Annotated in this window: 15 protein-coding genes; 12 read left to right on the top strand and 3 right to left on the bottom strand. The window is 52.8% G+C overall.

Annotation, left to right across the window (positions count from 1 at the left end; genetic code table 11):
* Positions 1-3: 3 nt before the first annotated feature.
* From RIC19_RS18565 to RIC19_RS18550, 4 genes are all read left to right on the top strand, one after another.
* A complete protein-coding gene (locus tag RIC19_RS18565; protein WP_350179854.1) occupies positions 4-1,110 on the top strand; it encodes a hypothetical protein in 1,107 nt (368 codons plus the stop codon).
* Between the two features lie 62 nt (positions 1,111-1,172).
* Complete coding sequence (locus RIC19_RS18560) at positions 1,173-2,423, top strand: DEAD/DEAH box helicase (RefSeq protein ID WP_350179853.1); 1,251 nt, start codon at positions 1,173-1,175, stop codon at positions 2,421-2,423.
* A 207-nt stretch (positions 2,424-2,630) separates the two neighbouring features.
* Positions 2,631-6,191: a PAS domain-containing protein gene (locus RIC19_RS18555; RefSeq protein ID WP_350179852.1), complete on the top strand. Its 3,561-nt coding sequence runs from the start codon at positions 2,631-2,633 to the stop codon at positions 6,189-6,191.
* The gene (locus RIC19_RS18550; protein WP_350179851.1) at positions 6,175-6,588 is read left to right on the top strand and encodes a response regulator; all 414 of its coding nucleotides are present in this window, start codon (positions 6,175-6,177) and stop codon (positions 6,586-6,588) included. Before RIC19_RS18555 ends, RIC19_RS18550 begins: the two co-directional genes overlap by 17 nt.
* 12 nt (positions 6,589-6,600) lie before the next feature.
* Here the strand turns inward: RIC19_RS18550 and RIC19_RS18545 are convergent, their stop codons facing one another.
* Positions 6,601-7,845 (bottom strand): DNA/RNA non-specific endonuclease, encoded by a 1,245-nt coding sequence (locus RIC19_RS18545; protein ID WP_350179850.1) that lies wholly within the window; start codon positions 7,843-7,845, stop codon positions 6,601-6,603.
* A 72-nt stretch (positions 7,846-7,917) separates the two neighbouring features.
* Here RIC19_RS18545 and truA point away from each other — a divergent pair, with 72 nt between their 5' ends.
* Positions 7,918-8,697, top strand: coding sequence for a tRNA pseudouridine(38-40) synthase TruA (truA, locus tag RIC19_RS18540; RefSeq protein WP_350179849.1), 780 nt, complete (start codon positions 7,918-7,920; stop codon positions 8,695-8,697).
* A 5-nt stretch (positions 8,698-8,702) separates the two neighbouring features.
* On the opposite strand, the gene RIC19_RS18535 is transcribed toward truA, so the two are convergent.
* A complete protein-coding gene (locus RIC19_RS18535) occupies positions 8,703-10,925 on the bottom strand; it encodes an FG-GAP-like repeat-containing protein (protein ID WP_350179848.1) in 2,223 nt (740 codons plus the stop codon).
* A 137-nt stretch (positions 10,926-11,062) separates the two neighbouring features.
* On the opposite strand from RIC19_RS18535, the gene RIC19_RS18530 reads away from it, so the two are divergent.
* The 7 genes from RIC19_RS18530 (at position 11,063) to RIC19_RS18500 (ending at position 21,937) form a co-directional block, all read left to right on the top strand.
* Positions 11,063-13,093, top strand: a complete 2,031-nt coding sequence (locus RIC19_RS18530; protein WP_350179847.1) for a Na+/H+ antiporter NhaC family protein — start codon at positions 11,063-11,065, stop codon at positions 13,091-13,093.
* 13 nt (positions 13,094-13,106) lie between these two features.
* The gene (locus RIC19_RS18525; protein ID WP_350179846.1) at positions 13,107-15,272 is read left to right on the top strand and encodes a S46 family peptidase; all 2,166 of its coding nucleotides are present in this window, start codon (positions 13,107-13,109) and stop codon (positions 15,270-15,272) included.
* Between the two features lie 162 nt (positions 15,273-15,434).
* Entirely contained in the window at positions 15,435-17,057 is a 1,623-nt protein-coding gene (pyrG, locus tag RIC19_RS18520; RefSeq protein WP_350179845.1) for a CTP synthase, read from the top strand.
* A 1-nt stretch (position 17,058) separates the two neighbouring features.
* Positions 17,059-18,477 carry a hypothetical protein gene (locus RIC19_RS18515; RefSeq protein WP_350179844.1) on the top strand — a complete coding sequence of 473 codons (1,419 nt, stop codon included), beginning with the start codon at positions 17,059-17,061 and terminating at the stop codon, positions 18,475-18,477.
* 35 nt (positions 18,478-18,512) lie between these two features.
* Positions 18,513-19,982 (top strand): T9SS type B sorting domain-containing protein, encoded by a 1,470-nt coding sequence (locus RIC19_RS18510; protein WP_350179843.1) that lies wholly within the window; start codon positions 18,513-18,515, stop codon positions 19,980-19,982.
* A 26-nt stretch (positions 19,983-20,008) separates the two neighbouring features.
* Positions 20,009-20,539: an RNA methyltransferase gene (locus RIC19_RS18505; RefSeq protein WP_350179842.1), complete on the top strand. Its 531-nt coding sequence runs from the start codon at positions 20,009-20,011 to the stop codon at positions 20,537-20,539.
* 258 nt (positions 20,540-20,797) lie between these two features.
* Positions 20,798-21,937, top strand: a complete 1,140-nt coding sequence (locus tag RIC19_RS18500) for a glycoside hydrolase family 10-like protein (protein ID WP_350179841.1) — start codon at positions 20,798-20,800, stop codon at positions 21,935-21,937.
* Positions 21,938-21,966: 29 nt separating this feature from the next.
* Here RIC19_RS18500 and RIC19_RS18495 read toward each other — a convergent pair whose 3' ends face one another.
* Positions 21,967-23,856: an FAD-dependent oxidoreductase gene (locus tag RIC19_RS18495; RefSeq protein ID WP_350179840.1), complete on the bottom strand. Its 1,890-nt coding sequence runs from the start codon at positions 23,854-23,856 to the stop codon at positions 21,967-21,969.
* Positions 23,857-24,252 lie beyond the last annotated feature (396 nt).

Here is a 24,252-nt window from a genome sequence, read left to right as displayed (position 1 = left end):
AGCATGAAGCACTTAATCTGGTTGCCCTTTTTGTTGTTAGCCGCCTGCCAAAGCGGGCCTAAAGATTCAAGAACCCTTATTTCCGACAACAGTCCCCGGCGATTCTTCACCCCCGAAAGTTTCTGGAATCAGCCCATCGGAGCAGCCCCCAAAATCGCTCCTGACAATCAGAGATGGATACAACTCCTGGCCAATGACCCCAGTTGTGAAAATGTAGGCGTAAACGTACATGCTTATACTATTCCTATCTACGCAGTGGACAGTACCACCCCCCGGAAAATAGTCCTGGAAAATGCAGTGTTGCAACGTGGCCACGAGCATTTCACTGAGGACCAGAGCGACTCGCTTTATCATCAGCATCCTGATTTCCGGGGGCAGCCCGTCCCTATCCCGGAGCATCTGAGCCCCTCTCCCGGATCAGATGCCCATGTGGCCATAGTAGACTATGGAGCAGGCAAAGCCTGGGATATGTGGTATGTTTTCCGGGACAGCAGCACGGGGCAGTGGTACTCCAATACCGGTATGACCTATGACCTTTACGGCTCTGGTGTATTTGAGCGAGGTGCCTTCGGTGTACAGCCGGGCGAAAGCATTCATCAATACGGTCCGGGGCGGGCGGCGGGTGTGCCTATTCTAGCCGGCACTATCATGCATCATGAAGTCCTGGCTGGCAAAATTGAGCATAAGCTTGCAGGAGCGCTCCGTTATGTGGCTTATCAGGAGTTTGTTTACCCTCCCGCCACCTGGACCGATGGGAACTTTGAAAACGGCATCCCCGAAGGAAGCACTCTTCAACTAGACCCTGAGCTGGACCTTGATCAGTTTGAACTGACAGCAGGAGAGCTGGTCGTGGCCACCGCCATGCAGGAATACGGTATCGTGATTGTTGACTTTGCGGTCGGCACCACCACCTACGCTGAAGGGCTTTGGTACGATGACCACAGAAGCTGGGACGGCATTTTGCGGGGCTGGAATGAACCCGGCGGCATCAAATCCATTCCGGTTGAGCACTACCGGGTGCTCGATGCTTCGGAGCGCGTGCAGCAGGGTGGCGATCAGAAAAAGTCGTTTTTTCTTAATTTCCTGGCTCAGTCGAGCGATTGTGACTAAAAAAAAACATCGCTGAGCCTTTTTATTGTTTTATTGTACCTTCGAAGCCAAACAGGCAGTACATGAAGTTTAAGGACTACAACCTACATCCACAGCTACAAAAAGGAATTGAAAAAGCCGGGCTCAAACGGCCAACAGACATACAGTATAAGTCTATTCCCACTATTCTCAAGGGGGAAGATGTACTCGCTGTGGCGCAAACCGGCACGGGAAAAACAGCTGCTTTTGCGATCCCCATTCTTCACAAACTACATGTCCAAAAACAACTTGCCCGCCGCGATGAGGGCATTCGTTGCCTGGTGATGACCCCTACCCACGAGCTGGCACTTCAGGTTGCTAAGGTTTTTGAAGAACTGGGCAGTCATACCCTCGTCAAAACACTGGCTTTGATTGGCGGTGTAGACCAAGCTCCACAAATTGAAGCACTCGAACAGGGAGTGGATGTCCTGGTTGCAACCCCGGGCCGCTTTTTCGACCTCATCAGTCAGGGGCACCTTCGTCCTGAGCGCATACAGATTTTAGTGCTCGACGAGGCAGACCACATGTTGGACCTGGGCTTCCTGCAAGACATCAGTGACCTGCACCGCAAACTGCCCTCCAAGCGGCAAACCCTTTTCTTTTCTGCGACCATCAACCTGCACATCAAAAAGATGGCCTATGCGCTGATCAATCAGCAAGCCATCCGTATTCAGATTTCCCCCAAGGACCCGGTATCCCGGAATGTAGACCACTACGTGGCCGCTATTGAAATGGACGATAAACGCTTCTTTCTGGAGCGGATTATCAAGGAGAACCCGGACAGTAAAATCCTCGTCTTTGTCCGCACCAAAGTCCGGGCAGAGCGGGTAGCCAAATCCATGGAAAGAGTGGGCATCGCGGCGTTAACCATACACAGTGACAAAGCGCAACAAGACCGTACAGCCGTTTTGCAACAATTCCGAAGTGGGGAAGCCCGAATTCTCGTTGCCACGGATGTCAGTGCCCGGGGCATTGACATCCCTGAGGTTACTTATGTGATCAATTATGACTTGCCAGAGCAAGCCGAGAACTACGTACACCGGGTAGGCCGGACGGGACGAGGCAAAGCCCGTGGGCAGGCCCTGAGTTTCTGTAGCCCCCAGGAAAGGGACCTGCTCGAAGCCATCGAGTCTTACCTGGGCCAATCCATTCAAATACTTGATGTAGACCAACCAGAATACGAAAACACCCGCCTGCTTTCTGAAGATACCGATTTGAGTCTAAAGGATATGCTTTCCGAAATTGAAGCCTTAGAATCCGAAAGGAGAAAGAAAAAAAAGAAAAAAAAGTCCTGACAGGAGGCTTTTTTTTGCCATATTGATTTCTATGTGAGCAAACCATTATATATTTATGAAAATATGCACAATTTAGCCTACTTAGCAGCATTAGACGTCCTAAATTGGAACCATGACAAAAGGTGATTTTTTTTAGTCTCTTAGAGCATGTTCAACAACTCATTTTTTTGAAGCTGCACTATTGCGCTAGGTACATGATAATTGCACATGAAAAATCATTATTTAAAGCAGGAGCTTTATCAGCTGATACAGTCAGATCAGCAAATATTTGACTTCTTGCAGGAGGCCTCCCTTGATGGCCTCTGGTACTGGGACCTTGACCAGCCAGAAGAGGAATGGATGAGCCCTAAATTTTGGAGAACGCTGGGCTATGAACCCAAGGAAATGCCTCACAAATCCAACGCCTGGCAAGATATAATCCACCCGGATGACCTGGAAACCGCAAAGCAAAACCTGGAGGCTCACCTACTCGACCCCAACCATCCTTATGATCAGGAAGTCCGTTACCAGCATAAAAAAGGTTACACCGTATGGGTCAGGTGCAGAGGCTTGGCCATCCGAAACGAAGAGGGCCGCCCTATCAGAATGTTGGGAGCACATAATAACATCACTCGCCTGAAAGAAACAGAAGCCCGGCTGAAGAGAGAAAACAGGCAGCTTAATGCCGTACTTGGTAATTCCGGATTATACATTATCAATACAGACCTTGATGGCAAATTCACTTTCTTTAATCAAAAGTTCAAAAATGATTTTGGCTGGCACCCCTTTGTAGCTCTTGGCAAAGACAGTATTCCTTCCATACACCCTCAAGACCATGACGCTTGCATCAGCGTAGTTCAGCAATGCTTCAAATTTCCTTACCAGGCCTTTCAGGTAGACCTCCGAAAACCCAAAAAAACGGGTGGATGGCAAACCAACCGGTGGAATTTCTCGGCACAGGTCGATAGCAAAGGGAACCCCGACAGCATCCTCTGCATTGGGTATGATATCTCCTTGAAAAAGCAAATAGAACGCGAGTATAAATTGCTGGTGGACAATATCGGGGATGCGCTGATTACAACCGATCTTGAAGGGGGCATTCTCTACACCTCTAAGAGCTGGAGTTCTAATCTGAATCAGGAAAATGCAACAGGTAGGCCGATCGTTGACTTTTGCTTTGCGGATGACCAACCGAAGCTTCAAAAGCTAATAACCGGCGTTTCGGAAGGAAGCCTAAAGGCCCATACACTGGACCATCGTCTGAAATCAGCCACAGGGCACCCGCTATGGGTTGAAACTAAATGCAACCTGGATACCGATGGCAACCGGCTAATCTTTCTAATCCGGGATATCTCTGAGCGCAAACAGGCGGAAGACAAGCTCTACATGACCACCCAATTGCTTAATGAGACACAGCAGATGGCAAAAGTTGGAGGCTGGAAGCTGGAAGTCAAAACCGGTCATACCTTCTGGACAGAGGAAGTCTTCCACATTCATGAAGTCCCTCTGACCTTTGAGCACAACAAGGAGGCGGGGATCAGCTTTTACCACCCTGATGACCAACAAGTTCTGGCAGATGCCCTGAAACAAACGATTGAGCAAAAGACTAGTTTCGACCAGGCTTTTCAGTTCATAACCGCTAAAGGGAACCCAAAGTGGGTGAGGGTAACGGGCAAGCCAGTTATTCAGGCGGGGGAAGTCACAGAAATACAGGGCCTGTTCCAGGATATTACCGACCAAAAGAAGGCCCTGATGGAGCTCAACCGCAGTCAGGAGCAGCTAGCCTCTCTGACCGCCAATGTCCCTGGCGCTGTTCTGCAATATAAAATTAATACAGATCAGTCCGAAGAGCTATTGTACATCAGCAACGGTGCCTTAGACATTTGGGGGATAGAACCCAACGATGCTTTCCAAAATGTCAGCCTTCTTTGGGAGGCTATGCTGCCAGACTACCCTGAGGCGGTACAAAAAGTCATTGAGGCATCCCGGCAGAGCCTTACTACCTTTTCCTATGATTGGCAGGTCAGGCATACAGATGGCTCTATCAGATGGGTGAATGGCAAGGGCTCTCCCAAACGTCTGCCCGATGGCAGCACAGTTTGGAACACCCTAATCACCGACATCACAACCCTCAAACGGACGCAGCAGCAACTCGAAGAGCAGGGTGCCATGCAGAAAAAACTCATGCATATCGCCTCGGAGTACATCAACATCCCCATTGAAGAGATGGATGACCGCATTCAGTCCTCTTTGGAAGAAATTGGCCGTTTTGTCAATGCAGACCGTGCCTATGTTATTCAATATGATTTTGCTCATGAAAAAGCCTCTAACACCCATGAATGGTGTAGCCCCGGTATTGAAACGGTGAAAGACAGCCTGCAAAATGTACCCATGGAAAGCTATCAAATTTTTATTGATCAGCATATCAATGGTAAAATCTTCACGGTTCGGGATAGCTCAGCTATGGAACCCGGCGCCACTAAGGCTGAGTTGGAGCGGCAGCAGATCAAGAGCCTGATCACAGTACCCATGATGTATGAGGAGCGATGCCTGGGTTGTGTAGGTTTTGACTCCGTCAAACAGGCCCATGAATACACACAGAGGGAGCTTGAGCTACTGGGGCTGTTCAGCGAAGTCCTGGTCAATACCCTCATCAGGGCAGCGACAGATCAGGAGTTGCGGTCCAGGCAGGAGCAACTCAGCAAACTGACGGTAAGTGTGCCGGGCGCAATCTACCAAATGGAGATGACCACAGAAGGCGAGATCTCTTTCCCTTTTGTCAGTGAAGGGATTAGCGATTTACACCCACTTTTAAAGCCTAAAGAGCTGATTAAAGACCCGCAATTGGGGTTCTCCCTTATTCATCCGGAAGACTTGCCCAAAATTCTGACAAAAATCGAAATGTCCAGGGCTGAGCTCACTCCATTTCACGCAGATTACCGCATCATATGGCCTAATGGTGAAGTCAAATGGCAGCGTGCTATGTCCCGCCCTGAACTTAGACCGGACGGCACAATCGTTTGGTATGGCATTTTCCAGGATACCACCGAACAGCGCAAGCTCGAACAGATACAGAAGTTTGCCCAGGAGCTCGAAGTCAAAAACAAAGAGATGGAGCAATTCACCTATGTCGCTTCGCACGACCTTCAGGAGCCTCTTCGTACCATAAGAAGCTACTCCGGATTGCTTCAGCGCCGTTTCAATGATAAACTCGGTGAAGACGGGCAACAGTTCCTTAAATTCATTGGTGATGCTTCCCTGCGCATGAGCGACCTGATTAAAGGCCTGCTCGAATACAGCCAAATTGGCAATAACCGGGAAGTTAGCAAGATCGACTGTAATGAGCTGCTCGAAGAGATCCTTCAGGACCTAAATTCCAGCATCAGCCACCACCATGCCGAGATTGAGGTCGCCCCTCTGCCTACACTTGAAGGCTACCGGTTAGAACTGCGGCAGCTATTCCAGAACTTGATCAGCAACGCCATCAAATTTCATCAATCCGGACAAAGCCCCAAAGTCGAAGTCAACTGCACTGATCAACAAGGCTACTGGCAGTTTTCCGTCAGGGATAATGGAATCGGCATTCACCCGATGTATCAAGAGAAAATATTTACCATTTTCCAGCGCCTGCACCTCGCTAATGAATACGATGGGACAGGAATTGGGCTCGCTCACTGCAAAAAAATTGTAGAGATGCACCACGGCAACATCTGGCTGGAATCTACAGAAGGGGAAGGTTCCACCTTTTTCTTCACGCTTAAAAAAGGAGGATATGAATCAGAAGCTTAGCAAGATTTTACTCATAGATGATAACGAAGCAGACAACTACTTGCACAAACTAGTCATCTCTGATGCGGACGTTGCAGAAAATATAGTCGCCCAACCGGATGGAAAATCAGCGCTGAACTACCTTGAAGAAGAAGGTAAGGAAGCGCCCCCCGAGCTTATATTCCTCGACATCAATATGCCGCGCATGAATGGCTGGGAATTTTTGGATGCCTACCACAAATTCCCTCCGGAACAGAAAAACGCCGTTGTCGTCGTTATGCTTACCACTTCTGTGTTCAAGAAAGACCAGGAGCGTGCAGAGCGTATGCCTAACTTCTCGGGCTTTCTCAACAAGCCACTTTCAGAAGAAGACCTCTTCGAGGTGTTGCGCAAAAACTTCCCGGGCCGTTTCAAATAAAAGCCTTGAGGGCTATTTAGCCGGCACGCCAATATTGATGGCTTCTTCAAAGTGAATGTTCATCGTGGGCGTACCGCTGAAATTCTCCACCTTGCCACTGAAGCAAACCTTTTTATTCGCCAGTACCAGCTGGGGGTCATAGGAAAAATTGGGCAGGTCTTTCTTGCGAATGAATACCGAGAAAATCTGATTGGGAAACCGCTTGTCAATATTCAGCCAGAGGTTGCCGCTTCGGCTGTAACGGGTGCTCACAACAGTACCACATACATTGATCTCCTCTCCCTTGCCCATATATTGCCGGCACTGCACGGTGTTGAAATAGTTGGGTGGCAAACCGGGTGGAAATAAAGGCTCCACATCGCCGCCTGCCAATTCCGGCAGCCAGGCCGATTTGTCTAATGCCTGTTCCAGAGTAGCCTCCTGATCATCCGGCAATTGATGGAAGAAGTCCAGCCCGGTCACCGCCTCCACCTGATCAATGGGCACGGCAAAACTCTCCAGCGGATAACTGATTTTTTCGTTGGGCATGATAAAGCCAATGCCCCTGCCATTATCTAAATCCAGGGCTACCTTGAAGTAGCGCTCCGGAATAGCAACCTTATTGACCGAGCGCTCAATGACAGGCAGGCCTTCTTCCAGTACCGGGCCGGTCACTACGTACAGTTGCACCCCCGGGTTTTCGTAAAGGTAGCCTCGCAGCAGGGCTTCCAGTTCTGCCCAGGCCTCCCGGTTGAAGTCGGCTACCTGAGGCGACATATTGGAATAGTAATAACTCTCGGAGAGTGCCTTTTCAGACCAGCGGAAGTCAGCAGAAGGCGCCAAGTGCCCACGGTCGTACCCAAACCCGTCGAATTCATAGGTGCTGTCCGGCTGCAGGTATTTCAGAAAGTAGTCGGCTTCCACCGCCGTACCGGTCTCCACCAAAGGGTCGGGGCGAAAGTCGTTGGTACGCCCGACATTCCCAGTCGTCACATCCGGCAAAATAATATGCGCCACCCAGGCTGCCTGCTCGTACTTTTCAGCATACTGCAAGGCCATGGCCGAGTGCATAATATAGTCTTCAGAAGGCAACCCAATGGCTTTCAGGTCGCGCTGTATGCGCTGCATTTTTAGCCCTCCCAGTCGCTCGTTGAGCGTTGCTTTCTGAGCGTCGAGCGCTTCCAGCTCAGCTTCCACAGTACGCAGCTGCTCATCCAGGTTTTGAGCCCGCATGAATACGGGGCACAGTAATGTAATCAGTAGTAGGAAGCGGTACATGGTCTTTTTTTTTGCTAAGTTACAATTCTTTCCACTTCCCGTTTGGCTACATTTGCAGCAAAGAGCAATCCAATGAGGTACTTTCTCCACTTCGCTTATCAGGGCTACTACTTCCGGGGCTGGCAACAACAACCTGGTGCGGTGCGCACAGTACAAGGTGTGATGGAAGGTACTTTGCAGCGCATCCTGAAGCACGAGATCTCCCTTGTGGGCTGCGGGCGGACCGATGCCCAGGTCCATGCCAGTCAGTTCTTTGCGCATTTCGATACCCCGGCACCATTGCCAGAGCGCTTCCGCTTCATCCTGAACAAAACACTGCCCGACACGATCTCCGTATTTGAGGTAATCCAGGTGGCAGACCGGGCGCACGCCCGCTACGATGCTACAGCGCGGCAGTACGACTACCTTATTCATACTGAAAAACAGGCCTTTCTTGCACAACTGAGCACGCTGTATGAGCACGCTCCGTTAGACGTGGAGCAGATGCGGGAAGCAGCAGCTCTACTTCCGGAATACCAGGATTTCAGGGCTTTCTGCCTGAAGCCTGACCGCCACAACACCACCCTTTGCACCGTAGAACAGGTCAGGCTTTTTGTAAATGCTTCAGGTACCCGCCTCCGCTTTCAAATTACCGCCAACCGCTTTCTGAGGGGGATGATCCGCATCATCGTCTACCGGTTGCTCGAAGTGGGCTCGGGTAAAATCAGCATTGCCGAATTTGAGCGGCCACTACAAGAAAAAAAATCCGCCGGCCCTACGCGGTCGGCCCTCCCTCAGGGGCTGTACTTGTCCCAGGTGCAATACCCTTACTTTGACGTGCCGCCCAAAGTCAGGCTCGACTTCGAGCGGTAATGGCTTTACCAAACCACCACTTTCCGCACTGCGCGCTGCCCGGCAGCCGTAATTCGCAGGAAATAAACGCCAGCGGGCACATTGCTCAATGGTAATAGCGCAGTAGCGCCCAGTTGCTGCTGCTGCAAGACAACCTGTCCGGCTGTATTGACGAGTTCCAATGCCATCTGCAACTCCTGATTGAGCTGTACATTCAGGACTTCCCGGGCGGGGTTGGGAAATATCTTCACTCCACTCGCCCAGTCTGCTTCCGAAGCCGGAGAAGTGCTGTCCAGCCATAGGTTGGTTTGGAAAGCGTTCAGCCCGCCCCGTTCGTTACCTACAATCATCTCCAGTTTGCCGTCATTATCAATATCGGCAATAGCCGGGCGGGTACGGATGCCCACACGCACATCGCCCATGCGCTCCGTATCCAGATTGAAAGCACCGTTCAGGTTGCCTTCTATGCCATTATAGACCTCGAGCTGCCCGGATTCGGTGCCGGCGACCAACAGATAAATCCCTTCTTGATCGATAATTTGCGGCGCAGCGTAGCCCGAAATACTACCGGGGACAGCCGTGTTGATATTGCCCAGTGCCAGTTGGTTGGGCGCAACCTCCGGGTCTGAATTGAACATCGGCGCACTCGCCGTGCCGATATTCCGGAAGTAATTAATATTCCCGGTACGCTCCCCGATTACCAGGTCTGGCAGGCCGTCGCGGTCCAGGTCTACGATTTCCGGAACGGAAAGACTGCCAACGTCGATGTCCATATACTCATATTCCCAGGGGCCAAAGGACAAAGGATTGCCTGGCCCGGCGGTATTTTCAGCGTAGAAAAGCCGGCCCAGAACTTCGCCCACCAGTATATCTTCATCCCCATCGCCGTCTAGGTCGCCAAATACAGGTGCAAAGTTGGTATAGGAGTTGAAGACCGACAAGCCAAGGTAGTCCTCATCTACCAACTCAAAGGCAGGAGCTTGTGCCGTACCGGTATTCTCAAAAAGGAACAGGCGGGTATCGCGCTCGCCAAAAGGCTCGAAAGCACCAACCGTGCCCACGACTAGATCGAGCAGCCCATCGGCGTTGTAATCAACAAAGGTTGGGCTTGCGCCCGTGCCAAAGTCCAGCATATCCCCTACCAGGAAGTCCCGCTGCTGGTACTGAAAATCAGGTTCGATCTCCGTTCCCGAATTAGGATACACCCAAAGCACATTACGGTCTTCCGAGATATTCACGGAATTGGGGGCGACTAGCAGGTCTTTCAGCCCGTCAAAGTCGATATCAGCCAGAAAGGATACCGGAAATTGGGGCACATCTATCGTAACACCGTCCACCGGGAAGTTGAGCTCCTGCTCGGTAACCCAGGCTTGTTCGCAACTCCCCCCGTTGTGCAAAAAGTTGAGCGTGGAATAAGTAACATCACCCAGGAGTAGCTCCCGGTCGCCATCACCGTCGGCATCAAAAGTCAGCAGAGTACTGCCGGGGTGCCGCTCTGTAAGACCGCCCTGAAAGCTGAAACAGCCGCCTGGATTATCCGCCAGGCCGACTTCCTGCTCAATACTGTTCTCAAAAATACCGCCCCAGCAGTTCTCTACCAGCCGGAAAATCAGGCTGTCCCGGCCGTACCCTTCTTCAACGGACTGATTGGCGAACAATTCAATGTAGCCGCCAGCCGGATTAAACGTCAGGATATCCAAATCCCCGTCACAATCGAGGTCATCAATGGAAGGATAGTCGACATTACTGACATATAGTTGCGTGGTGGTCCCATTAGAAAGTACGAAGGGGATGATATTACTGGGGTGCTTCAGCGGCAAACGTTCGAAGGCGATATGCCCGTTTTCGTAATAGCCGGTGTAGACCATGATGCCCTGCAGGAACTCCGTACGCTGCGACTGCCCGAATAGATCCATCACCCCGTCGTTATTGAAATCACGCAGGATGACCCAGTCCCCCAATAATTCAGGAAAATAAGCCGCGTAGCCGGGCGCGTAGGTATAAGCCCCCCCGGAGTTTAAGAAAGGCAGCAGGGTATTCCCGGTACGGTCAAAAATGAGCAAGTCCATGAGCCCGTCCTGATTCAGGTCCACTTCGTTCGGCTGAGGATTATTGAGCCCGCCGGCGAAAGGATTTTCCTTTTCGACCCCGTCTACTGTCACAGGGAAAGAAATTGCCGGATAAGGCTGGGCCTGAGCCGAAAGGGTTTGCAGTAGTACAATAGCAAGCAGTAGCGCCAATCTTTTCATAATTCGAAATTGGTCGTTTATTGAAATCTTCGTTAATTGTGTCCCTCTCAGAACAACATTTCAGAAAAACAGTAATTGAAGGCAGGAGTTTTGGCTGTGCCCCTGCTTAACAGCGGCTGAATTTATAAAAAGCAAGCATGAAAAACGCTTACCGGTTCTTTTTTCTACTCTTTTGCAGTACGCTTACCATATTCGCATTCGGGCAAAACAAAAATTTAAACCTTGACCGGAGCTATCAATTGAGGGCCGAACGAAGCGAGCTCATTTTTTCGACCTCACAGGCTGCCGACTCCATGAGCGTGCAATTGAACGGGACGGTGCACACCCTGCCCATTGCGCAGGGAGCAGCCCGGCTCGGCATAACGTTGTCTCAGCGCGGCGAGCTGCTGTTGCTGCAACACGAAGGCAAAGGCTACCGGCTTTACCACCTTTCTGCCCGCAACGATGGCACGCCCCGGCTGCGCCGCGTCCCGATGTGGCTTTCCGTCGTCCCTCCATTGATTGCCATTTTGCTGGCTCTCATCTTCAAGGAAGTGATCATCTCCCTCTTTGTGGGGGTTTGGGTGGGCGCCTTTATCGCAGGCGGTATGCGCATAGAGTCGCTGTACTATTTCATGCTCAGCCTCTTTGACGTCGTTGAACGCTACGTCATTCAGGCGCTGGCGGATACCGGCCACCTGGCCATTATCGTCTTTTCTTCCCTGATTGGAGGCATGGTAGCCATCATCTCCCGCAACGGAGGCATGGCGGGTGTGGTACTGGCTTTTTCGCGCTACGCCCGTTCGCCCCGCAGTGCACAGTTCATCACCTGGCTGCTGGGCGTGGCGATCTTCTTCGACGATTACGCCAACACCCTCATCGTAGGCAATACCATGCGCTCTGTAACAGACAAATTCCGGGTCTCAAGGGAAAAGCTGGCCTACATCGTAGACAGTACAGCAGCCCCCGTAGCAGCGGTGGCCTTCATCACGACCTGGATCGGCGCAGAACTCGGCTACATTGACGACGGGCTGCTACAAATCACCGAAAAAACAGGCACCGACCTGGGGCTGACCCCCTACGGCGTTTTCATCAGCTCCCTGAAATATTCTTTCTACCCGGTTATGACCCTGGCCTTCATACTGATGCTGGTCTACACCAGGCGGGACTTCGGGGGCATGTACACTGCCGAGAAACGGGCCCGGGAGACCGGCGAGCTCTTCACCAAACGTAGTGCTGCCGCAGAGGAGGATATGGAAAACCTGGACCCCGTTGCAGATGCGCCACTGAAGTGGTACAACGCAGCAATACCGGTCTTCCTGGTCATCCTGATCACTATTTACGGGCTCATTGATACCGGGCTGGCAGCCACCTACGGCGAAATGCTCGAGGCCGGGCTTGCACCGGCTTCTCAAAGTTGGGGGGCCGTATGGGGCAGCATAAGCGCCTTGCCTGATGTGGGAGACTCCTTCCTCATCAAAGTGGGTAAGCTCATCGGCAACGCGGACTCCTACGTCGCCCTCCTCTGGGCGTCCCTTTCGGGTGTCATCGCCGCCATTCTGCTCACCGTAGGCGGGCGTATCATGGGGCTGGCCGATGCCATTTCCACTATGATCACCGGATTTAAAGCGATGTTGCCCGCTATTCTCATTCTGACCATGGCCTGGTCGCTGGCGGCTACTACCGAAGAATTGCACACTGCTACCTTCCTGACCTCCGTCTTACAGGACAGTATCAACCCTTTTGCGATGCCCATCCTCATTTTTGTACTGGCAGCCGTGATCAGTTTCTCCACCGGGTCGAGCTGGAGTACGATGGCCATCCTCTATCCTATCGCTATACCGACCACCTGGGCCATCTGTATGGCACAGGGCGTGGAAACAGAAGTAGCGATGGAGCTTTTATTTAACGTCATATCCACCACGCTGGCTGCTTCAGTATTGGGCGATCACTGTTCACCAATTTCTGATACCACTATCCTTAGCTCCCTGGCTTCGGATTGTAATCACATCGACCACGTACGCACTCAACTCCCCTATGCACTCACAGTTGGTGCAGTTGCGCTCGTAGCAGGCGGCCTTTCCACTTTTCTCGGTGGGGGCTGGGGCATCTGCCTTCTGCTGCTGCTGGCCGGGCTGGTCGTTTTGTTCGGTATTGTGCGTGGGTTTGGAAAAATTGTAGATCAATAACCAAAATAGAACCATGAAAAATAGTTGGATCTTACTCCTTGCCATTTGCTTCAGCACTTACGTCAAAGCCACAGAAGGCATGTGGCTACCTTTGCTCCTGGCACAGCTCAATGAGCAGGAAATGCAGAGCATGGGCATGAAAATGACTGCCGAAGATATTTACAGTGTCAATAAAGGTAGCCTGAAAGATGCTATTGTCCACTTTGGTGGCTTTTGTACCGGCGAGGTGATCTCCAGTCAGGGGCTCGTACTCACCAATCATCACTGTGGATACGGACAGATACAGAGTCACTCCACACTGGAAAACAACTACCTCCAGGATGGTTTCTGGGCGATGAGCCGTAAAGCGGAGATCCCGAATCCCGGCCTCTTTGTCACCTTCATTGTCCGTATTGAAGATGTCACCGACCTGGTACTCAACAACGTCACCGAAGATATGGACCCCAAGATGCGGCAGTCCTGGGTAGACAAAAACTCAAAGGAAGTGACCGCTGCGGCGAAAATGGAAGACCATCAGGAAGCTATGGTGCGCGACTTCTTTGAGGGCACTAAGTACTACATGTTTGTGACGGAGACCTACCGGGACATCCGCCTTGTGGGCGCACCGCCCTCCTCTATCGGCAAGTTTGGAGCCGATACCGATAACTGGGTCTGGCCACGGCATACGGGAGATTTCTCCCTCTTCCGCATTTACGCCGGCCCGGACAATAAGCCTGCCGAATACAGCGAAGAAAATGTGCCTTTTCAGCCCCGCCACCATCTGCCCATTTCCCTGGATGGCGTAGAAGAAGATGACTTCACCCTGGTCTTTGGCTTCCCCGGGCGTACCGAAGAATACCTGCCGGCCGCTGCAATCGAACAGCGGGTGGAAGTGGTGAACCCCATCCGTATCGGTATCCGCGACCGCGCCCTGAACGTGGTCAATGCAGCCATGCAAGCCGATCCCGAGATCCGCATCAAGTATGCCTCCAAGCAATCCCGCATTGCCAACTACTGGAAAAAGTGGATTGGCGAAAGCCAGGGCATCGAAGCTACCGATGGCGTGGGGCGCAAAAAAGCCTATGAGGCCGAATTCAAGGAGCGGGTCATGGGCAATCCGGACTGGCGGGAAAAGTACGGCAGCTTGCTCAGTAGTTTTGACCGCTTTTACAAGGACCTGGAGCCCTACGCAGCGACCAATACTGCCGTTGGGGAAATTGCCGGGCGCAATATCGAACTGATCCGGTTGGCGAATACCCTGCACAGCGTGGTGAAGATGTACGAGTCCAGCGGTGCACCCATGGTGGAAAGCCGGATGGACCGCATCAGCGCTTTTGTGGAAGACTTTTACAAGGACTACGAGCCAGAAGTAGACCAGGGCGTTTTCGCTACTTTGATGGACTACTACTTCACGGAAATACCTGGGGAGCATCAGGCCCCATTTGCCTTAGAGCGCTATGTAGAAGCCGGTAAGGATGCCGACCAGCTAGCCGCTGTCGTCTTTACCAAGAGTAAACTGGCATGGCCCGGTGCCCTGCAAGCCGCTATGAAGGAAGGCCCGGAAGCCCTCGTCAAAATGATTCAGGATGACCTGACCTACGCCCTTTCGCGGGCCATTTCTGAACACAACGAAAACAATATATCCAATCAATACCGCGACATCAAAGCCGAGATTGACGACCTGCAACAGCAGTACATGCGGGCGCAGATTGAAGTGTTCACCGAAAAGCGTTTCTACCCGGATGCCAACGGCACCATGCGGGTTACTTATGGTAAGATCGATGGCTATCAGCCCCGGGATGCCGTAAAGTACGAACCCGTCACTTATCTGGACGGGGTCATGGAGAAATACGTGCCCGGGGATTACGAATTTGATGTGCCGCAGCGCCTCCGCAAGTTGTACCAGAAAAAAGACTACGGCGACTACGGGGAGAACGGCAAAATGCCGGTCTGCTTTATTGGCACCAATCATACCACAGGCGGCAACTCAGGCAGCCCGGCCATCGATGCCTACGGGAACCTCATCGGGCTCAACTTCGACCGCGCCTGGGAAGGCACGATGAGCGATCTGAACTACGATGCTTCCATCTGCCGCAATATTATGGTGGACGCCCGCTACATCCTCTTTGTTATTGACAAGTTTGCCGGTGCAGGCCACCTCGTCGAAGAGATGACGCTGGTCCACCCGAAAAAGAAATAACCAACTGATTTATTGACCGTTGGAGCGGGGCTTGCCAATAAACCGCACGCCCCGCTTCACTTACTCCGCAGATTCTTCCATTCCTACGGCCCTTTTCCCTACCTTTGTACCCCGTAACAAAACAAGCCGCTGGTTGACCAGCATCTACCAAAGTAATTTTCAATGACTAAGTACATCTTTGTTACGGGCGGGGTTACCTCTTCCCTCGGTAAAGGCATTATTGCAGCTTCCCTGGCTAAGCTGCTACAGGCACGGGGCTTCTCCGTGACCATCCAGAAATTCGACCCTTACATTAATGTGGACCCGGGCACGCTCAACCCTTATGAGCACGGGGAATGTTATGTGACGGATGACGGGGCGGAGACCGACCTGGACCTCGGCCACTACGAGCGATTTCTCAACACCCCCACTTCCCAGGCCAACAACGTCACCACCGGCCGCATTTACCAAACAGTAATTGAGAAAGAGCGGGCGGGCGACTACCTGGGCAAAACCGTACAGGTTATTCCGCATATCACAGATGAGATCAAGCGGCGGGTGCAGCTGCTCGGTGCCACTAATGAGTATGATATTGTCATCACTGAGCTGGGCGGTACCGTAGGCGATATAGAGTCGTTGCCTTACCTGGAAGCCCTGCGGCAGCTACGCTGGGAGCTCGGCACCGACAACTGCCTGGTCATTCACCTGACCCTCATTCCTTACCTCAATGCTGCCAAGGAACTCAAAACCAAGCCGACGCAGCACTCGGTGAAAGAACTGCTCAACACCGGTATTCAGCCTGATATTCTGGTGTGCCGGACGGAGCACCCTATTGGCATGGAAATCCGCCGCAAGCTGGCCTTATTCTGCAACGTTGATGTGGGCTCTGTAATTGAAGCGATTGATGCCGAAAGCATCTACGACGTCCCCCTGCTGATGCTACGCGAAAAACTGGACACCGTTGCCATTACCCGACTGCGCCTGAAGGACCGGCGGGAGCCGCGACTGGAAGCCTGGAAAAATTTCCTGGGCAAGCTTAAGAACCCTACCTACGCCATCAACATCGGCTTGGTGGGTAAGTACAACGAGCTGCAGGATGCTTACAAATCCATCCATGAATCCTTTGTACACGCCGGCGCGGTCAATGAGTGCAAAGTGAAAGTCCACCCTATCCACTCTGAGCAGCTGGAAGGCACGCCCGAGGAAATCGCCGAACGGCTGGGTGATTTTGATGGGGTACTGGTAGCTCCCGGCTTTGGCGAACGTGGCATCGAAGGTAAGATTAATGCCATCAAGTACGCGCGGGAACAGAAAGTGCCTTTCTTTGGCATTTGCCTGGGCATGCAGTGCGCGGTTGTGGAATTTGCCCGCAACGTTATGCAACTCGAAGGGGCTTCTTCTACCGAAGTGGACCCTGGCACGCCTCACCCGGTCATTGACCTGATGCCTGATCAAAAGAAAATCACCAGGAAAGGCGGCACGATGCGCCTGGGCGCTTACCCCTGTGAAATCCGCCGCCGGAGTAAAGCGAGTGCCGCTTACGGTAGCCTGAAAGTGAGCGAGCGCCACCGGCATCGCTACGAATTCAACAACCAATACCGGGAAGCTATGGAAAAGGCGGGCATGATTGCCTCGGGCATCAACCCCGACTCTGACCTGGTGGAAATTGTAGAAATCAAGGACCACCCCTGGTTTGTGGGCGTACAGTTCCACCCTGAGCTGAAAAGCACCGTGGAAGAACCGCAACCGCTGTTTGTGGCTTTCGTCAAAGCGGCTCTTGACCGCAAATACAACCCTGAATCATAGTTTGGCACCTCACTCCCGGACCGAGAATAGGCTGCGGCTGGCGTTGCTGGCTGCGGCTTTAATATGGACCGGGCTGAGCAGTGGTTTCCCCTTTTTCTGGGATACCATTCAGCTGGGGTCCAAACACGCCCACCATTACTACGAGACCGGCTTTTCTGAACTCCTCCTGCCGGATGCGATCGACAGCGGGCACCCGCCGTTTTTTGGGATGTACCTGGCGGCAGCCTGGACGTTCTTTGGCAAAAGCCTCCCCGTCAGCCACTGGGCGATGCTCCCATTTGTGCTGGGCATTGTAAGCCTGCTTTTCCCGATCGGACGCTTCTTTTCGAAAGACTGGGGCTGGGTATTCCCGCTGTTAGCCCTGGCGCTTCCGCCCCTGTCCGCGCAGCTTATCCTGGTCAGCCCCGATGTAGTGCTGGTACTCGGCTTTCTACTGGCACTTTACGGTATCCTGTACCACAAAAACGGGCCAATAGTAATGGGAGCCCTATTCCTTGCCGCTATCAGCACCCGCGGGATGATGACGGTTGTTGTCCTGTTCTTTTTTGACCTCTTTCTGCGGTTCCGGCACTCCGATGACCCAACCCGTCTGTTCAGCATTCTGCGCTCCACGCTCCCCTATGGTCTTTCCGGGCTGCTCGCGCTGGCCTTTTTGCTCTACCACTACTTCGAAAAAGGCTGGATTGGCTACCACGCCGGTTCGGAATGGGCTCCGAGCTTTGCACGGGTAGGGATGGCTGGGCTGTTAAAAAACGGTGCCGTCCTCGGCTGGCGGCTGCTGGACTACGGTATGGTTTTCTCCTGGGCCGCGCTGGGCGTAGCCCTTTGGCGAAAGCCGGCCCTACTGCGCCATCCCAAAGTCAACGCTGCATTAGGGCTGGCTGGTTTTAGCATAGTACTTCTGACACCAACCTTCCTGCTGTACAGCGGGCTCCAACAACACCGTTATTTACTCCCTCTTTTGCTGGCCCTGCTCCTCCTGGCTTTTTCAGCGGTGGCTCAATCCCCCATACGTACCAACTGGAAAGGCGGCATATTTGCACTCCTGTTTACGGGCCTCAGTACCGGCCACCTCTGGGTGTATCCCGATCATATCGCCCAAAGCTGGGATACCACGCTCGCCCACGTTCCCTACTACGCCCTCAAAACCCGGATGATTGGCTACCTCGATCAGCAAGGTATTCCGCTGGAGAAAGTGGGTACTGCTTTTCCGGAAGTCGGGCCGCAGTACTTCAAAGACCTTTCCGGCCGTACCAGTGGTTTTGCACCCAAAGATTTGTCGGCCCAGCAATATATCCTGTACTCGAATGTGATGAATGACTTTTCCGATGCAGAGTTGCAACAGTTGGACGTAGGGTGGACAGTGGTCAGGCAATTCAGGCAGGGCGGGGTGAAATTGGTTTTGTACCGGAGACCCTGAGAATGCCTATATTTGTTTGCGGTTTAATAGCGTTTATGAAATATTGGCTTCTTTTCCTGCTTACATTCCTTCCCGGATGGGCGGTGGCTCAGTTGTGCGACGGAGTGCCCGGGGCAGCGGCCCTGTCCGAGAGTTTCGGGTCAGGAACGAACTTCGGCCCTCCTTTGCCGGCGGGTACGACTACCTACAGCTACAACGACAACGCTCCTATGGGCGGCACCTATATGGTCACCAACCGTACACAGCTGAACGGTGCCAGCTGGCATGCCGGTTTAGACCATACCCCAGATGACGGGTTCGGGTATATGCTCCTTTTTGATGCTGCTAATACCCCGGGTGAGTTTTTCAGCCTCCTTATTGACGGGCTTTGTCCCGGCACCCGGTATGAATTCAGTGCCTTCATAACCAATGTGGTTACGCCCTCAGCCTGCGGTGGGCAAAGCACGGAGCCCAGCATCCGTTTTGAGCTCCGTGATCCGGATGATGATGCGCTGCTGGAGAGCCTCTCGACCGGAAACTTACCGACCACTCCTACCCTGAACTGGAACCGGTTTGGCATAGTTTTCACCCTGCCGGAAGACCAGGAAGCCGTCAGGCTGAAGATCCTTAATTTTGCGCCTGGCGACTGCGGCAATGATTTCGCTATAGACGATATCAGCCTGCGCATTTGTAATCCGGTGCGGGAACAGACGGCCACCCTGTGTACCAGTGCCCCTCTGGTTATTGACGGGCGGGAATTCCCAGAGCCCGGCATCTACAGGGATACCCTTCCCGGTGCCCCATTTTGCAACGACAGCATTTTGATCACTGAAATCATTGATGGCATTGGAGACGAGGTGTTGCTGGATACTTTCCTGTGCCCCGGGCAGGCCTTTGCTGTTGGTGACCGATGGTACGATGAGCCTGGTTTTTACACCGATACGCTACTGAGCAGCCTGGGGTGCGACAGCGTGGTGCAATTGCAGTTGTCTGCCGTTGATTTTGAGGCCAGTGTGCAGGCTTCACCAGACACCATTATCGCCGGGCAATCCGTTCAGTTGCAAGGCAGTGGCAGCGGGGTTGGGCCTCTGATTTGGTCCTGGCAGCCCGATGATGTTTTGGATTGCAGTGATTGCCCCGAGCCAACAGCGACCCTGTTGGAAACCACCAATTTCCTGGCTACTGTACGCGACAGCCTCACCGGTTGTACCGACACCCTTGAACAACGGATCATCATACCGCCCTGTGAGGATGTCTATGCTCCTACGGGTTTCTCCCCCAACGGCGATGGCCGAAATGACAACTTTGAGATTTTCTTCGGACCTTGCGTGCAGGAGGTCCTCCAACTGGAAGTTTTTGACCGGTGGGGCGGCCTGGTCTTTCGTTCCCGCCTGCCCAATGATACCTGGGACGGCCAACGGGCAGGAGTACCCTGTAATAACGGACTTTACGTTTACCAGGCTGTACTTGCCCTGAAGGATGGGACCAACCGCATTTGGAGGGGAAGCGTGCAGCTCCTTCGATAAAAAATTCAAAACAAAAAACAGTCCTCATGCGCAAACTCAAACTTCAGGAACTCAACCGGCCTGATATCGATACCTTCAAAGCACAACCCAAAGCCCCTGTGGTACTTGTGCTGGACAATATCCGCTCCGGTCTGAATGTCGGGGCTGCCTTTCGGACTGCTGATGCTTTTGCGCTGGAACACATCCACCTTTGCGGCATCACCGCCCGCCCGCCGCACCGGGAAATTCTAAAGACGGCCATCGGGGCAACCGAATCGGTCAGCTGGAGCTACCATGAAGACACCGTTGCTGCCATTAAACAGCTACAGGGACTAGGCTACACTGTGCTGGCCGTAGAGCAGGCAGATGAGCGAACCTGGCTACAGGACTTTCGCTGGCAGGAAGATCAGAAAGTTGCGTTGGTTTTCGGGAACGAAGTAGAAGGCGTTAGCGATGCCGCCATGGAAGCAGTTGACGGCTGCCTGGAAGTACCGCAGTACGGCACCAAGCATTCCCTGAATATTGCGGTCTGCGTAGGGGTCGTTTGCTGGGAGGTCATCAGGCAGTGGCGGTTTTGAGTAGGCCCGGCGCTCTCCTCCCGCCGGGCGTCTTTGCCAGGACTAATCTAGAACACCGGGGGAAGGTACCACCTCCGTCAAGACTATGGCGGTCAGAGCGTGCCCCCGGTGTTGACGCCCGGCGCTCTCTCTTCGCCGGGCGTCCTTGCCAGGACCAACCGAGAACACCGGGGGAAGGTACCACCTCCGTCAAGACTATGGCGGTCAGAGCGTGCCCCCGGTGTTAGAAAAAGCTTTAGTAGCTTTGTCAAAAAACAAATGACGAAGACCCTCCTGCCAATATTGCTCACCTTAATCGTTCTTGCCTCTTGTACAAATCCCAAAACTCAGGAAGTAGCAGGACCAATACCACAACCCACCCGCGGCGTGTGGCTGACCAATGTAGACAGCGATGCCCTCTTTTCCAAAGCCGGGCTGGAAGCCGCAGTGGAGCACTGCGCCCGTTTGGGTTTCAACACCATCTATACCGTTACCTGGAACAGAGGGTATACCCTCTACCCCAGCGCTGTAATGGAGGAGACCTTTGGCGTGCGAATTGACCCCCAGCTTGATGGGCGCGACCCGCTAAAGGAACTCATTGAACTCGCTCATGCTAAAAATATCCGCGTCATTGCCTGGTTTGAGTTTGGGTTTGCCAGCTCCTATCAGGAAGCAGATGGGGGTTATCTACTGCGGGAAAAGCCACATTGGGCTGCCCGGGATTCCGCCGGGCAGATCGTCTCTAAAAATGGTTTCCAATGGATGAATGCCTTTGATCCGGAAGTGCAGGACTTTGTGCTTAGCCTGGTAAAAGAAGTTGTGGGAAAGTACGATGTGGATGGCATTCAGGGCGACGACCGACTGCCCGCTCTGCCTTCTCTGGCCGGGTACGATAGCCTCACGGTAGCCGCTTACCAAACAGAACACGATGGGCAGCGCCCGCCGATGAATTACAGGGATACTGCCTGGGTGGACTGGCGCGCCAACCGCCTCAACAATTTTATGGAGCGGATGAGCCAGGAACTTCGGGCGTTGGATGAAAACCTGACCTTGTCGTTCTCTCCCAGTATCTACCCCTGGAGCAAATTTGAGTACCTGCAGGACTGGCCCATCTGGGTAAAAAACGGATGGGTGGATGAAATCTGCCCACAAGTCTACCGCTACAACATCGAAGATTACCAGACAGCCCTCGATGCGATTATCGCGGAGCAGGTCAGCCCGGAAGACCACTCTATGCTCGCCCCTGGCATTTTGCTTAAAGTTGGAGACTATGTCGCTTCTGACACCCTGCTCCGGCAGATGGTCGATCACAACCGCTCCCACAGGCTACAGGGCGAAGTGTTCTTCTTTTATGAAGGCGTAAAGAAGCGGGAGGCCTTCTTTGAGCAGCTTTACCAGAAAAGCCCACCAGGCCGGTAAAACTTCCACTACCGGCCTGAAGGCCTTCCTTATTTCCTTTTCCCCTCAAATGTAACCGGTACCTGCTGAAAAGGCTGCACGAGTTCATCCATTAAGACGGTCCACTGCCGGCGGGTGACAGGCTCCCCATCTTCAGGCAGATTGAGCTGCTTTTTCTGATTGACTTCAGATACCGCCGCCCTAAATTGCTCCGGCTTGCCACGCCAGCTGACTTCAACCGGAAGCGCAGCTGCTATTTTGACCAGGGCCCTCTTAGCGGTTTCCAAACGAACCGGTTTACCGGTAGCAGGCTCTGCCCAGGCAATGCCCCAACGCGCCAGCCCCTGTGCCAGTGCAGTATCCACCAGCACTGAATCCGGATAATACCAGGTGCGGTTGGCCCATTTGTAAGGTTCTCCGGTACCCGACAGCAGTCCGGTAGCCCCAATACGATGGATAACCGCAAAGTGTGGGTCACCGGGCTTGACGTCATAGTAAGGCATCAGGTAGCCCCCGGCATCGAGCATGCCCTGTTGTACTGCACGAACGGGCAAGTCTGAAACCAGCACCCCGCGGTCAGCAGCCAGGGCAGCCATGAGCCCGGCAGCCTGCCCTACCTGCAGGATGACCGGTTGCAGACGGGTGGAACCATTTGCAATATTCGTTACCGATATAGCTTTGTCTGCCATGAGGAGATTGGGCAGGCCTTTAGCAACCAAACTGCCGGCCGGAATATTGAAGGAAGGCACTTTAGGGAAATCAATCTCCGGCGCTGCCGGGTTTTTCTCATGGTGGTGGTCTACCGGGTAATCGCCCACAGCAATACCAGTGCGGTAGAACGGGGCATCTGTTTGGTAGGGCGACTGAATATGGTTGATGGTGGTGAGCACCAGTCCTTTGATGCGCCGGCCTTCCCGGTGGTACGGCATGAGTGCCATTTGATCTTTGGTAGGGAACTCATCGTCTGCCAGTCCAAGGTTGGTATAGCCCAGCTCATGCTGCAGGTAGTAGACAAACTGCTTAGTCTGATTCTTGGCCCGCTCGTAGGCGGCAGCCCGTTCCACCGGGCGCATATCCATCACATTGACGTAGTAATCGTTGCCGATGATGGGCCAGTTGATCATGTATTTGCCATTTGGCAGCTTACCATAGTCCAGCATTTTATCGCACTCGATGCGCTCCGGGTCATCACATCGCTTACGGCAGAGACAGAAAAACTCCTCAGGGTCGTACCCCTCCGGCTGTTCCAGCAAAGGGGCCTTACCTGCTCCGTAGTCTTTTAGAATAGCCACGTAGGTCAAGTCCTGCACGATATCATTGGACTGTGCAGGCGCCATGCTTTCCCCCGTTGAAGACCGGCTGTCCATCCCAACCCAAAAGTCTGCACCGGCAGCAGCAGCGACGTCACCAAGGTCGGTACCATCAATCAGTATTTTACCTTTCAGGACGCGGGGCCCTGCTTTCGTTAGGGTGCGTACAGCCCAATAGCCGCTCTCCCGCCACACCGAATCCCAGGTAGTGGCAGGAAAAGGTTTCAGATTGGGCTCCCGCTGCACCATGGAATCCAGAGTTGCAGCGCCTACATGTGGCTCAAACTGTGTATTGCTCACCCAGCCAGTGAAAACGGCATCAGGTCCGCCATAATAATCGTACAAAGCAGAGCGGAACTCGCCCCAAAGCCCGGCCGGCATTTCGTGGTTGCCATCAATAGCACTTACACCGGCCGAAGTCAGCATGCCCCCGTACCAAGGCAACGGGTTGACCAGGGCTGTTTTGGCACCAGAACGTGCCGCCTGCAGAGCCGCTGCTGTACCACCGGTGCCTTCACCCACCACCAGCACATCAAACAAATCAGAATTAGCAGGCACGGAAGGTGCGGTGCAGGCAGTGAAGCCAACAGCAAGCAGGACAAACAGGCAATAGAAAAAGTGTTTTTTCATCGGATGCAATAATTTATTTTTCTGAGCAAAAACAATAATGATCGAAGTTCAAGGCGTATGCAATGACTAAAATGGATGCATAAAACCTGTATAACTAAGCAAAAACCGGCAAAATCTTGCACAAACCAGCAGGTAGTGTTCGGCACAGGCAAAATTGTGTGCGCACACAATTTCTTTAATTTTATTGTGCAATCTAACAATTATGCATAAATTAGTGCCCGTGAAGCGATAAAATAAGGAAACTTGACCTGTTATCCATAGGATATTTCAGGTATTTGCGTTGTGTTAAAAACGTAGAAAACAAACAGGCAAAAAACGGCGGTTATTTCAATCACCCTCGGTTTATTGGCCTCCCATCGAACATCAACCTATCTAAATGCACAGGTAGGTAAGCCT

The organism is Phaeodactylibacter sp. (genome assembly GCF_040219495.1).
In the GTDB taxonomy this organism is placed as follows: domain Bacteria; phylum Bacteroidota; class Bacteroidia; order Chitinophagales; family Saprospiraceae; genus Phaeodactylibacter.
Note: the sequence above shows the minus strand (reverse complement) of the source record. Positions and strands in the feature narration are given on the sequence as shown.